Annotated in this window: 11 protein-coding genes, 1 tRNA gene and 2 rRNA genes (1 of these 14 running past the window's edge); 11 read left to right on the top strand and 3 right to left on the bottom strand. The window is 61.5% G+C overall.

Going from position 1 to position 13,261, the window contains the following annotated elements:
- The first annotated feature begins 276 nt into the window (after positions 1 to 276).
- The 11 genes from XM50_RS11730 (at position 277) to XM50_RS21160 (ending at position 11,021) form a co-directional block, all read left to right on the top strand.
- Positions 277 to 1,212: a hypothetical protein gene (locus XM50_RS11730; protein WP_046409618.1), complete on the top strand. Its 936-nt coding sequence runs from the start codon at positions 277 to 279 to the stop codon at positions 1,210 to 1,212.
- Positions 1,213 to 1,383: 171 nt separating this feature from the next.
- Positions 1,384 to 3,690, top strand: coding sequence for a hypothetical protein (locus XM50_RS11725; RefSeq protein WP_046409616.1), 2,307 nt, complete (start codon positions 1,384 to 1,386; stop codon positions 3,688 to 3,690).
- A gap of 402 nt (positions 3,691 to 4,092) precedes the next feature.
- Positions 4,093 to 4,644: a hypothetical protein gene (locus XM50_RS11720; protein WP_046409615.1), complete on the top strand. Its 552-nt coding sequence runs from the start codon at positions 4,093 to 4,095 to the stop codon at positions 4,642 to 4,644.
- 139 nt (positions 4,645 to 4,783) lie between these two features.
- Positions 4,784 to 5,257, top strand: a complete 474-nt coding sequence (locus tag XM50_RS11715; RefSeq protein WP_052742556.1) for a hypothetical protein — start codon at positions 4,784 to 4,786, stop codon at positions 5,255 to 5,257.
- 121 nt (positions 5,258 to 5,378) lie between these two features.
- Entirely contained in the window at positions 5,379 to 5,894 is a 516-nt protein-coding gene (locus XM50_RS11710; RefSeq protein WP_156167247.1) for a hypothetical protein, read from the top strand.
- A gap of 185 nt (positions 5,895 to 6,079) precedes the next feature.
- A complete protein-coding gene (locus tag XM50_RS11705) occupies positions 6,080 to 6,613 on the top strand; it encodes a hypothetical protein (protein ID WP_156167246.1) in 534 nt (177 codons plus the stop codon).
- A gap of 196 nt (positions 6,614 to 6,809) precedes the next feature.
- Positions 6,810 to 8,195: a hypothetical protein gene (locus tag XM50_RS11700; protein ID WP_156167245.1), complete on the top strand. Its 1,386-nt coding sequence runs from the start codon at positions 6,810 to 6,812 to the stop codon at positions 8,193 to 8,195.
- Positions 8,196 to 8,255: 60 nt separating this feature from the next.
- Positions 8,256 to 8,918 (top strand): hypothetical protein, encoded by a 663-nt coding sequence (locus XM50_RS11695; protein WP_046409606.1) that lies wholly within the window; start codon positions 8,256 to 8,258, stop codon positions 8,916 to 8,918.
- Positions 8,915 to 9,190 (top strand): hypothetical protein, encoded by a 276-nt coding sequence (locus XM50_RS11690; protein ID WP_046409604.1) that lies wholly within the window; start codon positions 8,915 to 8,917, stop codon positions 9,188 to 9,190. Before XM50_RS11695 ends, XM50_RS11690 begins: the two co-directional genes overlap by 4 nt.
- Positions 9,183 to 9,347: a hypothetical protein gene (locus tag XM50_RS20120; RefSeq protein ID WP_156167244.1), complete on the top strand. Its 165-nt coding sequence runs from the start codon at positions 9,183 to 9,185 to the stop codon at positions 9,345 to 9,347. The genes XM50_RS11690 and XM50_RS20120 overlap by 8 nt, the downstream gene beginning before the upstream one ends.
- A gap of 6 nt (positions 9,348 to 9,353) precedes the next feature.
- Positions 9,354 to 11,021: a recombinase family protein gene (locus tag XM50_RS21160; protein WP_443024660.1), complete on the top strand. Its 1,668-nt coding sequence runs from the start codon at positions 9,354 to 9,356 to the stop codon at positions 11,019 to 11,021.
- Here XM50_RS21160 and XM50_RS11680 read toward each other — a convergent pair.
- The 3 genes from XM50_RS11680 to XM50_RS11670 form a co-directional block, all read right to left on the bottom strand.
- Positions 10,978 to 11,054, bottom strand: a tRNA-Met gene (locus XM50_RS11680). The two genes, XM50_RS21160 and XM50_RS11680, sit on opposite strands and share 44 nt — an antisense overlap.
- A 122-nt stretch (positions 11,055 to 11,176) precedes the next feature.
- Positions 11,177 to 11,291 (bottom strand): 5S ribosomal RNA (rrf, locus tag XM50_RS11675).
- 180 nt (positions 11,292 to 11,471) lie between these two features.
- Positions 11,472 to 13,261 (bottom strand): 23S ribosomal RNA (locus XM50_RS11670) (it continues 1,002 nt past the right edge of the window).

Below are 13,261 nucleotides of genomic sequence, written 5' to 3'. Positions count from 1 at the left end.
CAGGGGCCGTCCAACCCATCACGTCACCAATGCGAGCGGGATTGATAATCGCCGACCTTGAAAAACGTCGAAGATTTTGGCGGTTTGTTCGACGAACCAGTCTAGCGGCTCTGAGTCGATTGTTGACCCGCACCTTCTGCCGAAGAAGCATCGAAGATCGTGGCTGCGACGCTACCAAGCCTAGCCGCGCATGTTGGCGAGACATGGCTGTCGGGTAGCCGTCCAAACGGCGTCTTGCTCACGCTTTACCCCGAATGCTCCAGCACGGAGGATTCGATGAAGCAGATGTACGAGCAACCGGTTGAGGCGCACGGTCACGCTTCGATCGGCCACAACAGCAACGGCAGCGATGCGGCAAGTAGCGTAACTCAGGGCAAGAGCGTCAAAGCACTGCCGCCCGAACACATAGCGATCTTGCCAGCGATCGTCGGCTCGGTGGAGGAAGCCATCGCGAGCGATCTCACCGAAGAGGTCGAAATCCTGAAGGCGGACGGGCAGCGCCTCCCCGTGATCGTGAGACCTCTGCCGGGCGGCCAGTACGAGGCCGTCGTTCGGGCGGGACTGGTGGCGGTGATACTTGAGCACAACCGGCGCTACCCGGACGACGTGCGCGATGTCGCAGTTCAAGTCTCGCCGCTGAGCGATGAGGACGCGTTTCGGCACGCAGCGAACGAAATCGCGCCGGCGAGTGAGGCAAGCAGTTACGCGCGCGGCTGGTTCTTCAACGCCGCGCTCGATCATTACCGGACCGCTGAAGAAGTCGCGCACGTCTGCCGTGTCAGCAAGGCAGCAGTGAGCAAGAACCTCGACGTGTACCGCGCCGTCGCCGTCCTTGGCGACAAGATCCTGGTCAAGCGCGACGTTTCACAACGCGCGGCTAGCTGGCTCATGGGCGTAATCGGTCGCGTAGGCGACGGGTCGGACGCACCCAGCGAGGATCAGCGCACCACCGTGTTGCATGCACTCGAACAGATGCCGCCGGGCTCCGCCACGAAGGTTTTCGCGGGCCTGCGCGCGAGCGTGAAGACGAGCAAGCCGAGGCGCAATGAAGCCCTCCTCAAGCACAAGGGGGTGTGCATCGGAACGCTGCGGCCGACATCGCATGGGGGCGTTCGCATCGACCTGCCCAATGCGGACGACGTGCCGGCCAACGACCTGGCAACCATCATCCAGGAAGCATTGGCGGCTTTGCGACGGGTTACGCTGAGCTGACGCGTTGGCGGGCGGTTTCTCATGCGAAACCGCCCCACATCCCCAGCCAGCATGAACCAGGTCCAGGCAGATAGAGAAGGGTAAAGTTATGGGGCGCGCGATAATGAGTTCTGTTTTTTCCGCAGGTGCGGACAGAACGACATGGCCCCATAATCTTTGCGTAGAACACCGGTGACGAACAAGACGTCCTGGAAAGTGCGGGGTCGAGAAGCCAGCCGCCGCGACGTTGCCGAGGTGCTGGCACTCGGCCGTCAGCACAAGAAGCGTGTCGCTGACGCTGACCGGGAAGCGCGCGAGCGCGATCAGGCCGCGCGTGCGGTGGGCGCAGCGCTGCGGCGTGCGGGCAGGGAAAACGACCATGCAATCACCTGCCGGCCTGCGGCTGTGCGTGGCAGCCGCAAGGGCACCACGCGCATGCGTGGGTTCGAGCTCAGGCTCAACCTGCTTGTACCCAAGCGATCCTACGTCGGCAGCAACGGCTTCTCGTCATTCCACCTGAAGTTCGCCCCGCGGGGACGAGGCAGCCATCGCCGCGCCAAGGATCGGCCATACCGCCAGGGGGAGGCGGTGGTGTCCGTACGTTACATCTTGCGCGATGCAGCGCGTGAAATCGAAGGCGGCGGTGTCGTCAGCAACATCGCTCGCGCTCCCGACACGATCGCATCCTTCTTTGCCGCACTTGAAGAACTCGAGCTCGCAGGTCGTGCCAACGGCAACGTCTATACCGGCATCATCGTGTCGCTGCCGCATGAGCTTGATGGATCGGGCCGCGAAGCATTGCTGCGCGACATCTGCCGGCCTGTCGCCGATCTCGGTTTGCCTTACGTCGGCGTGCTTCACGCGCCTGACCCGGAAGGCAGCTCGCTGAATTTCCATGCGCACGTCATGTTCAGCTGGCGGCCGTTCGCCGTGCTCCCCGACGGCTTCTCCTTCGCTTCGGCTACGCTGGGATCGCTCAATCAGAGAGACTTCGTGTCCGACTTTCGCGAACGCGCGGCTGCCGCGATGAACACGGCGATGACCGCGGCCGGGCACCCGCGCCGCTTTGCGGCAAAGCAGCGTGACCGCAAGGACGCCGACGTGTCGCAGGACAAGCACAAGGCGGGGCGCAAACATGCCGATCGTCGTCGCGAGAACATCGCGCTTGGCAGGGCTGAGAAAGGCTGGGTGGACGAGCGATTGGGCGTGCTGGCCAAGGCGCGCAATGTCGCCCAGGACGTACTGCTGCTCGACGTAGTCGATCGCAGCGGCACCCTCGCGGCACTCGATCAACGCGAGATCGATGTGCTGCGTCAAAAGCGTCGTCGCATTGAAACGGCTTCGCGGCAGACACCGCAGGTCGGGATGACACCGTCGCCAGTTTCCCATGAGAAACCTGCCGTACCTGCCATACAATATAGCGTGAATACCGTTCAACGCTCGCCACAAATGCGCCTGCCAGGAGAGCAACAGACCCAAGCACCTGCACAGGCGGTGGTGGCACCGTCCATCACAAGGCGGGCGATCAGGCGTGCCGGCGACGCGTGGCGGGCCAAGCAGTTCGCGGCCCAGCCAAGCGGCAGCCTTATGCCACCCATTTCATTGGCGAGGGCCCCCACAATCTCCGACTTGCCAGGACTGAGTAAAGCTGGAGCATTACGCGACGCCCGCATCCCCGGCGTGATCTTGCGTGGTGATAGGCCAGGCAAAACAGTCTCGGCCATTGCGCCGATGGTCGATCCGATCGTCAAGGCTACTGTCGCCGACCTGCCCGCTGAGGGTATCAAGACAACGCCATCCCCACCCCACCCTCTGAAGGTGTCATCAACGGCGCCGAAGCCTGAGCAGGAATACGTCAGTGAGAAAGGAACTGCTTCGTCGTTTCATGTGAAGGCCGAAGAGGTTGATGCGATCCTGGCGGCTCTCAGCGCCATGTCGTTTCTGCCGTTACGCCCTGTCCCAACCGATGAAAGCCACAACAGGGTTCGATCTTTCGACCTCATCCTTGAAGATGCGCGCCCAGAAGACAGGGACGTCTTGCGGCAGGCTGCAGCGCTCGATGATGAGCGCCTTACCTTGCTTTATCGCCAGCGGTGGATGGCGATGCTGGAGCGCGTTCGCGCGTTACTCATGAAGCGACCCGCAAGGCCTCCAACCACTTTGACCAGTGCCCTGGGGCGCGGCGACGTGCGCGCGGCCTCGGCGCTGCGGGCCGAAGGCTGGGACACGCGACTGGTCGCGGCCGTCAGGGCGGCAGGCGGGAGTCGTGAATTCGGAGCGATCGTCAAAGAAAGTGAGGCCTATTGGAATAAGCGCGCGCTCACGCGCCGCACGGCGGCTCGGACGAGCGGCAGCCACGCAGCGCTGCGCGCAGAAGTGAAACGCAGGTCAGTCCAGCATCAGGCGACAGACGAACATCAGGCAGCAGACGAGCAAACCTCGGACACGGACCTCGATATACTGGCTGCTTACATGCAGGGCCGCGGTCTAGGTCGTTGACGCTTGGGTCCCACCGTGCCGCACGGCTGGGAAGGCAAGATGCACGGCGAGGATCCCGATCATCGCAATGTGTCGCCTTGTGACTTGGAGTCCAGTCCAGAGGGTCGGTGGCAAACATGCTGTCGCCCTCAGGCATCTCCGAGCGTTCAGATTCCCGCTGGGAGGCGGCCGGCCTTGAACGAAGGCGCGCCTTCCACTGACTGCTGAACGTGGCCAACGGCCGCGGCGCCGATCCATGACGTGCACGGCGTGACGAGCCGCCGCGTGAAAGGGCGGCGGGTCAGACCACGCCGCCCATGAGAATGATGAAGGTGGTGATCTAGAGCTCACGAGCGAGAAGAAATCGCGAAGAGCTTGTTTCGCGTCAGCCGACGCGAGACCACCAAGTCTCAAGGCCTCTTTATGACCATCGACATTCTGCCAACGCGCGACCTGGAATCGGCTGTACTCGGCTACCTGCTCTACAGCCTCAGCGTGCTCGACACTTATGCCTACGCCCGCGAAGCGGCACTCCCTGATGCGACGATCTTCGTCGAGGCTCGGGGTGCCGTGCTGGCTGCGACGGTCGCACCTGCCCCCTTGTTCCGTGACGCGGTGACGGCACTGGCGGCCGACTTGCGCTATGATGTGGTGCTCGTACGGGTCGCCGGGGTCGATGTGGATTTTGTCCGCACGAGCATCGACCTGACGCTTGGGTTGCTGCCTGGCGCAGCGCCGTGGTCGATGCGCGCACTGGAGCCGTGGGTGTCGCGCGATGGCGCGTTGTGGCTGGTCCCGCAAACATTCGGGCCGGTCGTTTCTGTCAGCGCCGATGGCTTCGTGCTGGAACTCGTACCGCCCTACAAAACGATGGCGCAGCGCACAGCCGGTGTGTTGCGCGCGGCAGGCGAACTCGCCGGCCTCATGCTTGCGATGAGCGAAGCGCGGAAAGACCAGGCCTTTTTTTGTGAATAAAGGTCACGTTCGACATGAGAACCAGCCGCACACGCACCTCAACCTGCTCGGTGAGCCCCCAGGTACAAAGGGCCCGCGGTGTCTCACCGGCACCCTGCGGCCGATGCATCAGGGCTGTCACAATAGCGCCGCGGCCTTCGTGCGCACCAAGCTCAACCCGGTTGCCGGCTCGGCACCTGACGACTGGACTATTCGGGCACACCGCGCGGAGGTGATCCTGCCGCGGCACGCCGACGACAGTTTGGCCGACCCGAGAACCTTGTTCAACGCTATTGACACCGAGCACCCGGACCGGGGCGCGGCGCTGCTCGCTTATATTACGCTCACCTGGCAGCCCGAGCGGTTGCATCTGCAATGGGCGGTAGGCAGGCAACTCGCGATTGAGTTGGCTGACGCCCACGATGTGGCGTTGTTGCTCGTCCAGCACGTGCCTGGCCAGGCCGGACGCGGCAACGACCCGCATCTTCATCTGGCAATCGCAGGACCGCGGCGCATTAAACGATGGTCCGGCTTTGGCAGCTACGTGACGCCCCTGATGGGCGATCGCATGTGGGCGATGATCCGATCGAAATTCCATGCCCTGTTGGCGCCAGCGGACAAGCCCGGCTCCTGAGCGCGCTGCTCATCAAGCGGATCTACTTCATCTGACGCTCGCTCGGGGAACGGAGCACGCGCCAGAGACCTGCAGGTGGCGCGTCGCCGACCGCTACCAACATTACCAAGGGATATCTATCATGACACATGAACCTGCGACCCGGCGGGCCGCCGCGGCGCGCGCGCTCAAACTGTCGCTTGCGGTCGCGCGACAGGCCGGCTGGCGATTTGAGATCGCCGGACCAGCACTATCTATGCCCTTTGCCGGGTATCTCTACGTCGACAGTGCGCGATTGCTGCTCGTACCCACTGCGGCCGGGCTTACCGACGCCGTACGGCTCGTCGAGGCGGCAGTACGGGAGGCGCGCTCCCACGCGCTGATCGTCAGCACCGCTGATTCTGAGCCGGCCTTTGCGCTGGGCCTTTGGGAAAGAGCGGATACCCGCTGGCATGTGCCAGTCACTCCCTGGCTCGGCGCTGACGGCAAGCTGTGGATGGTGACTAGGCCTCTCTCCACCGCCGCGCCGGAAGTCGCAGGTACCAGCTTCCCGCTTGAACCCAACCCCGCACGAGGCCTCGCTGCACCTTGGCACACCGAAGACGAGCGGCGGGCCGGCGAGCGGCGCGCGACCACTTGGCAGGACGCACTCAGATGACCGGGCGTCCGACGCGCGGGCTGAGCAGTCGAGCAGAAGCAGGAGGATCAGCGAGCCCGCGTTCCATATGGTTGCAAAAAGAACACTTAATAAACTTTAAAGGAACGGACCAAGAATAAGCGAATGACGAGTTCGCAAATGCAGCTGCATAATAGCTTCAACAAACAGAGAGATCGGAAACAGAGATGGGATTTAAGGTCAGGAAGCCGGTGATCGCCGGACACGCGGCTCGGGGTTGGGTTTTCACCGGCGACGGTACGCGTCCCTGGGGCATGGACGATCCCGAGATCGGTGTGCACGAACTGACGCCGAACGTGGTTATCCTCAGCGACCCGATCGGCAATTGCCACGAGAACATGCGGGATCTGTTCCGCACGTTCCGTCTCAGGAGTTGCCGTTGCGATCGGCAGACCGATCAGCTCGATCAGCTCCAGCGCGGCTTGCGTGCACTCGACATCGGGATGCACCGTACGGACCAGGTCTTCATGGCCGACGACATCTTCGACGGGAGCCGGTCGTACCTCGAGGAATACCTCTACCTTCTCGAGCTTCAGGGATTTGCCACCTGCGCCGGTGAGACGATCGCGGACGTGAAGCTGTCAAAGGAGGGTCGCGCGGTGCTGCACATGCTCGACATTACTGCGCCCGGCAGCAACATCGACACCTCACCTCACGCGATCATTCGCATGCGTCGCGAAAATCTGGTTCCGACGCGCTGACGTCGGCTTCTCGACTGGATCGGTCGGGCAACGACGATCCTTGAATGATGTGTGCGCGAGCGGATGCGAGGATGAGCACAACCATCATCGCCCCTTATTCGCGGCACATCGATTGGCAAGACGTGGAAAGCAGATGCGGCGGATCGACAAAACGCTGGTGCGTCGGAAGCGTGATCAAAGGACATGACGGATGAGGATGGATCACTATTTCGCCGAGAATATATCGGCGCCAGCGGATCTTCGGGAACTTGATGAACATATCCGTCGAGAGGTGGCGAGCATCCGTTCGTCTCGCATATCGCGCGTCCAACGCCGCGATCTGCTGCTGCAAGGGGCAGCGCTCCCTGCGCGTGCCTTGGATCTCACAATTTCTGGGAGCGTACCGGCGATGCCACCCGGAGCGCGGTCCTTCGCGGCCATTGCCACCCGCCTGCGGCACCTCATCATGCCCGAGGGACAAGGGGACGCCCGCGTTGCGTTCGTCGAAGCGCTCATGATTGACAATCCGGAGGATACCGCCGCGCGCCTGATGAACTTACAGCAGGACTGCCCGGAAGCTGTGACCGCCCTGCTCGAACTTCGTATCGGCGACGCGTACCGGGAGATGCGTAATAATCCGCAATGGTGTCAACGCCCTCGGGAGTGCCGGGAAATCGTCACCGCCATGTGTCACATCCGCCTTGCCTACTGGCTTCGCAGCATCGCGATGGAAGGCGCGGCGAGCCTTCACCGCCCGTACGGCTGGGCACCGCTTGACACCGCTGATGCGGACGATGCCGTACGCTACGGCCCCGTCTACAAACGGTTCGGTCGGGAACTGGATCGCGTGGCGGCCGTCGTAGAACTCTATAAAAGCGGCCAGGCCGTATCAATCAAGAAGCTTCTGTCATGGAACGGCGATCGGGAGGCATCGGCAAGGCAGTGGAACAACATCTGCTTGCGTGCGCATGTTCATGAGCAGGAGTGGAGGCGCGTCCATGGCGACGATCTGGAAAATGTGCTTCGGACTTCGATCGCGCGCGCCACAGCCCGATATGCCGATATGAAGGCGCGCGCGCGCTGGCAGCGGCCGACTAACAAAACCGGTAACATGCGCGTGGCGAACCTGAGCGGTGTCGCGCCGCAAGAGCTTTTGTTCCACGCCGCCCGCCAGGTCGTAGCGTGGACGACCGTGCCGAAAAACATCGATGAGCTTGTCACCTGGGTCATGACGGCACCCCGTTTCCGGGAGCGGTGTCCGCTACCGGATTTCGGGAGGGATCAGGCTGAAAACGCAGCGAGAACGTATATCACGCTGCGCTTCGCTTTTATCGATGATGATAATATGTTGCCCATGAGTTTGCGAAAGTTCACCAGATCGGACGGATCGAGCGTCGAAATGCGCTCGCAGGCTGATGCGCTGCGAGAGCGAGGACGGCGCTTCACGTTCGATGAACTGATGACCGCACTGCCCGACAAGCCACGGTTAGAGGTCGCGCGCAAGAGCGAGACGCGCACGCATCAACGCGTGGCCGATCTCACCCCTCCGATGCGCATGGTGCTTTCGAGGCATCTTGCCTGGTTGCAGGATGGATTGACCTGAGCTCGCTGGTCGGGGGGTAGCCCACCAAAGGCACCCGCGCAGATCGGCCAAGGTGTTGGCATGACCAAAACCCAAACCATTGCCGACCAGTTGCGAGTGGCAGCTGCACTGTGCTTTGCCGGCCTTGGCGAAGCGGAGAAACGCGCGACTGCGCGCTCCGCCGACCTGGATCAGCTCATCCATGATACCGAGGCGCGCGACCATCGCCGCGCGGCGTTCAACGAACGTGACGCCGCCTGTTACAGGCTCGGCGCGGCCTTCGAGCCGAGTGACGGACTTGCGCTTGATCCGGTGACGCTCACCGGCTTCCTCGCACTGAACGAAGTTGGATTGCTGCTCCTTGTCCGGAGCGCACTTGCCAGCCCGGGCGGCAGCTTGGTCGATGCATTGGCCGCGCTGTTCCGCTCGACCGCAGGCCGCGAGATCCGCGACTATGGCACCTGGGTGCGCTGGCAGTGGTTGCGCGAGCTGTACCTCGAAGAAACCGAGCGCTTCCTGGCCACGCCGAAAGGTTCTGATCCGAAGGCACGATGGCGCGGTGATCCGCCGACACACGCGCAAACCTATCTTGTGGCGCAGATCTGCCTCGACCTGCAGCTGGCGTACCGAACCTTTCCCACCAAGGGCGAAGCGTTCGAGTGGATCCTCGAGCGCGGCAATCCACGTTTCAACCATGAGCCTCGGCGGCCGAGCCTGGACGCGCTCGCGGAGATGGTCGCGTGATCGCGGTCGAAGATTATGCCGCCCAGACCATCGCGATTGCGGAACGTGGGGCCGAGCTGGAGCGACAACTTGCGCGCTACAATGCCTATTCGTCGCGATTCATGGATGTGCGCGCCGCGATTGATCGGTCGCACGCCAGCAGTTCACCAGCGGGCGAACAGCTGGTGCAGCTTCACCGGCTGGCGAGCGCGCTGGAGCAAATCGAGCGGGAACTCGTCAGCGCTGCGGAGCATCTGCACGCCGCTGTACACGCGAGTGCGTGCGATGGCTGAAGACCAGGGCTGGCGGGATGTGCTTTGCCTTGAAGCAGCCGAGACGGAGAATGAAAGTTGGCAAGAAGGATTGAGCGCGCTCGTCCGCTTGGTGGCTCGTCAGGCGGCCCGAGAACATGTCCGCAAGTTGCGGAACACGAACGAACTGGAGCGTTGACCGCCAATGCTGATGAAGACCTGTCCTCGCATCGCTCTATATGGTCGTCATTCCACGGCCATGCAGACGGCCACGTCGAGTGCTGATCAGGCCGCGTCGTGCATGAAGCTCGTCGACTACCTCGGCGGTACTGTGGTTGAAACCTATCTCGATCCTGAACAGTCGGGCTATCGCCGGGACAGGCCCGCCCTCAAGCGGCTCCTGCGCGACGTCGAAGCGGGCATGATCGACACGATCGTCTGCGATTCGCTCGATCGCCTGGCGCGAGATGCCGAGGACGTGGCGTTCCTCGGCAAGAAGCTGGTCTACCATCGTGTGGCGCTGCACACGGTGTCCGAAGGTTATGTCGACGAGATCAAGTTTGCCGTGGCCGGGCTGCTTGACGCGATCTTACTCAAGAACCTAGTCGACAAGACTGTGCGCGGCATGGAGGCGGCGGTGCTCGCAGGCCGCTTTGCCGGCGGGCGCGCCTATGGCTACAAGCGGGTCATCAGACTGGATGCACGTGAAGAGGTCATCCGCGGCTTGCTCGATATCGACGAGCAGCATGCTACAATCGTGCGCCGCATCTTTCTCGAGTTCGCCGCGGGCGCTTCCTCGATCCAGATCGCCACCCGTCTCAATGCGGAGGGCATCCTGGGTCCACGCGGCGGTCAATGGAATGCCTCCACCATTCGGGGTGATCCGAAGAAGGGCACCGGCATCCTCAACAACGCGCTGTACGTTGGTCGGCTGATCTGGGGGCGGCGCCAGTGGCGACGTAATCCCGACAGCGAAAAGCGCGAGCGCCGTTACCGGCTGCGAGATTGCTCGGAGTGGGTCGAGGTAGCCGTGCCGGATCTCCGGATCGTGACTGATGAGGTGTGGACATCCGTACAACAGCAGATCGAACAGCGCCGGCGCCCTGATGAACAGGTCCCAGTCGGCCGACAGAATCGCAAGAAGCACCTGCTTTCGGGACTTATCCGCTGCAGCAGCTGCGGCTCCGGGTATACGATCTCCGGCAAGGACTATTACCGCTGCGCCGGCCATAAGGAGCGTGGTACCTGCTCCAATAAGGTGTCGGTCCGCAAGGGTCCGCTCGAGGCAGCGAGCCTTGCTATTCTCCAGCATAGCCTGCTGACTGAAGATCACGCGCGCCTGTTCGTGGAGGAGTTTGGGCGGGAGATGGCCCGGATCACTGCGAGCACCTTGCAGCAGGACCAGGCGACGAGCGATCGCCTGAGCGCCGTCGTACGCGAGATCGACAATCTGGCCGCGAACATGCTGACCGGCGTGCTCAGTCCCACGCTGGCCAAGCTCCTGTCGGATCGGGAAGCCGAAAAGCAGCGTTGGGAGGCCAAGCTCGCCGAACAGGCAATCAATGCGCCCACCGCCACCATGCTGCCGCACCCGACACTGCTGCGCCTGTTTGAAGAGAAGGTCGGACAGCTCCGCGAAACGCTGAACGACGAGACCGCCCGCGGCGAAGCCGCGGAGATCCTGTCGACGCTCATCGAGAGCGTGACGATCTACCCCGCAGGACCGCACGGCCCCGAAGCGGAGGTGGTCGCCAGGGTATCCGACCTTCTGATCTGGGCCACAAACGACAACGCCGCCCCGGGGGGCGGCGTATCGAGTTCTGTGGCGGTGGTTGCGGGGACAGGATTTGAACCTGTGACCTTCAGGTTATGAGCCTGACGAGCTACCGGGCTGCTCCACCCCGCGACACTGTGTTTTTGTCCGTTATGGAAACACGAACGCCTCCGTGATTAGCGGAGGCGACGGTGTGTCCTTGATGGACGACAAGATGAATGGGTTCGTTTTATCGTACACACGCAAGCTGCAATGCCTGGCGACGCCCTACTCTTCCATCGCTTAGGCGATAGTACCATTGGCGCAGTCGGGTTTCACGGCCGAGTTCGAGATGGGATCGGGTGGGACACCGACGCTATGGTCACCAGGCAATGAAGCCTGCGGTGTACCCCATGAAGTGGTACTTCATGGGGGCCCCGGACAAGCTGGGCCTGGCCGGGACGTACGGTTCTAAAATCGATGCACACTTTACGTATGTGTTGTTTCTGGCGTCGAGCTTTCATCATCCGACCGTCTTGGACAGCCAGGGCTGTCGTTGATGGTGGGACTCTCAAGCGCGAATAGGACGATTAGTATCGGTTAGCTCCATGCGTTACCGCACTTCCACATCCGATCTATCAAGGTCGTGGTCTCCGACCGTCCTGTGAAATCTTATCTCGAGGGAGGCTTCCCGCTTAGATGCTTTCAGCGGTTATCCCGTCCGTACATAGCTACCCTGCTGCGCCGTTGGCACGACGACAGGTACACCAGAGGTACGTTCAACCCGGTCCTCTCGTACTAGGGTCAACTCCTCTCAAATTTCGACGCCCACGGCAGATAGGGACCAAACTGTCTCGCGACGTTCTGAACCCAGCTCACGTACCACTTTAATTGGCGAACAGCCAAACCCTTGGGACCTGCTCCAGCCCCAGGATGTGATGAGCCGACATCGAGGTGCCAAACAACCCCGTCGATATGAGCTCTTGGGGGTTATCAGCCTGTTATCCCCGGCGTACCTTTTATCCGTTGAGCGATGGCCCTTCCACGAGGGACCACCGGATCACTATGACCGACTTTCGTCTCTGCTCGACTTGTCAGTCTCGCAGTCAGGCGGGCTTATGCCATTGCACTCTAACAGCCGGTTTCCAACCGGCCTGAGCCCACCATCGCGCGCCTCCGTTACTCTTTAGGAGGCGACCGCCCCAGTCAAACTACCCGCCACAGAGGGTCCCTGTTCCGGCTTCACGGAACGAGGTTAGACATCAGAAAACAACAGGGTGGTATTTCACCTATGGCTCCACATCGGCTGGCGCCAATGCTTCAAAGCCTCCCACCTATGCTACACAGTTCTTTCCTAATGCCACTCTGAAGCTGCAGTAAAGGTGCACGGGGTCTTTCCGTCTAACCGCGGGTACTCCGCATCTTCACGGAGAATTCAATTTCGCTGAGCATGTCCTGGAGACAGTGGGGAAGTCGTTACGCCATTCGTGCAGGTCGGAACTTACCCGACAAGGAATTTCGCTACCTTAGGACCGTTATAGTTACGGCCGCCGTTTACCTGGGCTTCAATTCAGAGCTTGCACTCCTCCTCTTAACCTTCAGGCACCGGGCAGGCGTCAGGCCCTATACGTCGTCTTGAAGCCGACTTAGCAGAGCCCTGTGTTTTTGCTAAACAGTCGCTACCCCCTGGCCTGTGCCCCCTCAAAACGCTTGCGCGCAATGAGGGCCTCCTTCTTCCGAAGGTACGGAGGCAATTTGCCGAGTTCCTTCAGGACACTTCTCTCAAGCGCCTTGGTATACTCTACCTGACCACCTGTGTCGGTTTCGGGTACGGTCTATACGGTGGGGCTATTTCCCGGGACAGTTTCGAAGCACGTCCAATCCGATAAGGACGTACAACACACACCATCCGTCACACACCACCAGGCTGCGGAATATTAACCGCATTCCCATCGACTACCCCCTTCGGGCTCGTCTTAGGGGCCGGCTCACCCTGCGCGGATTAGCCTTGCGCAGGAACCCTTGGTCTTTCGGCGAGAGGGCATCTCACCCTCTTTATCGCTACTCATGTCTGCATTCGCACTTCCGATACCTCCACCACCCATTACCAGATGGCTTCGCAGGCTTACGGAACGCTCCGCTACCGCGTGTACAAAAGTACACACCCTAAGCTTCGGTGCACGTCTTGAGCCCCGTTACATCTTCGCCGCAGGAACCCTTGTTTAGACCAGTGAGCTGTTACGCTTTCTTTAAAGGATGGCTGCTTCTAAGCCAACCTCCTGGTTGTTTTGGGATTCCCACATGCTTTCCCACTTAGACGTGACTTGGGGACCTTAGCTGTAGGTCAGGGCTGTTTCCCT

Origin of the sequence: Sphingomonas sp. Ag1, from assembly GCF_000980895.1 — a bacterium.
Taxonomy (GTDB): Bacteria; Pseudomonadota; Alphaproteobacteria; order Sphingomonadales; family Sphingomonadaceae; genus Sphingomonas; species Sphingomonas panaciterrae.
The sequence above is the reverse complement of the archived record's forward strand: the minus strand, read 5'-3'. Positions and strand labels throughout refer to the sequence as shown.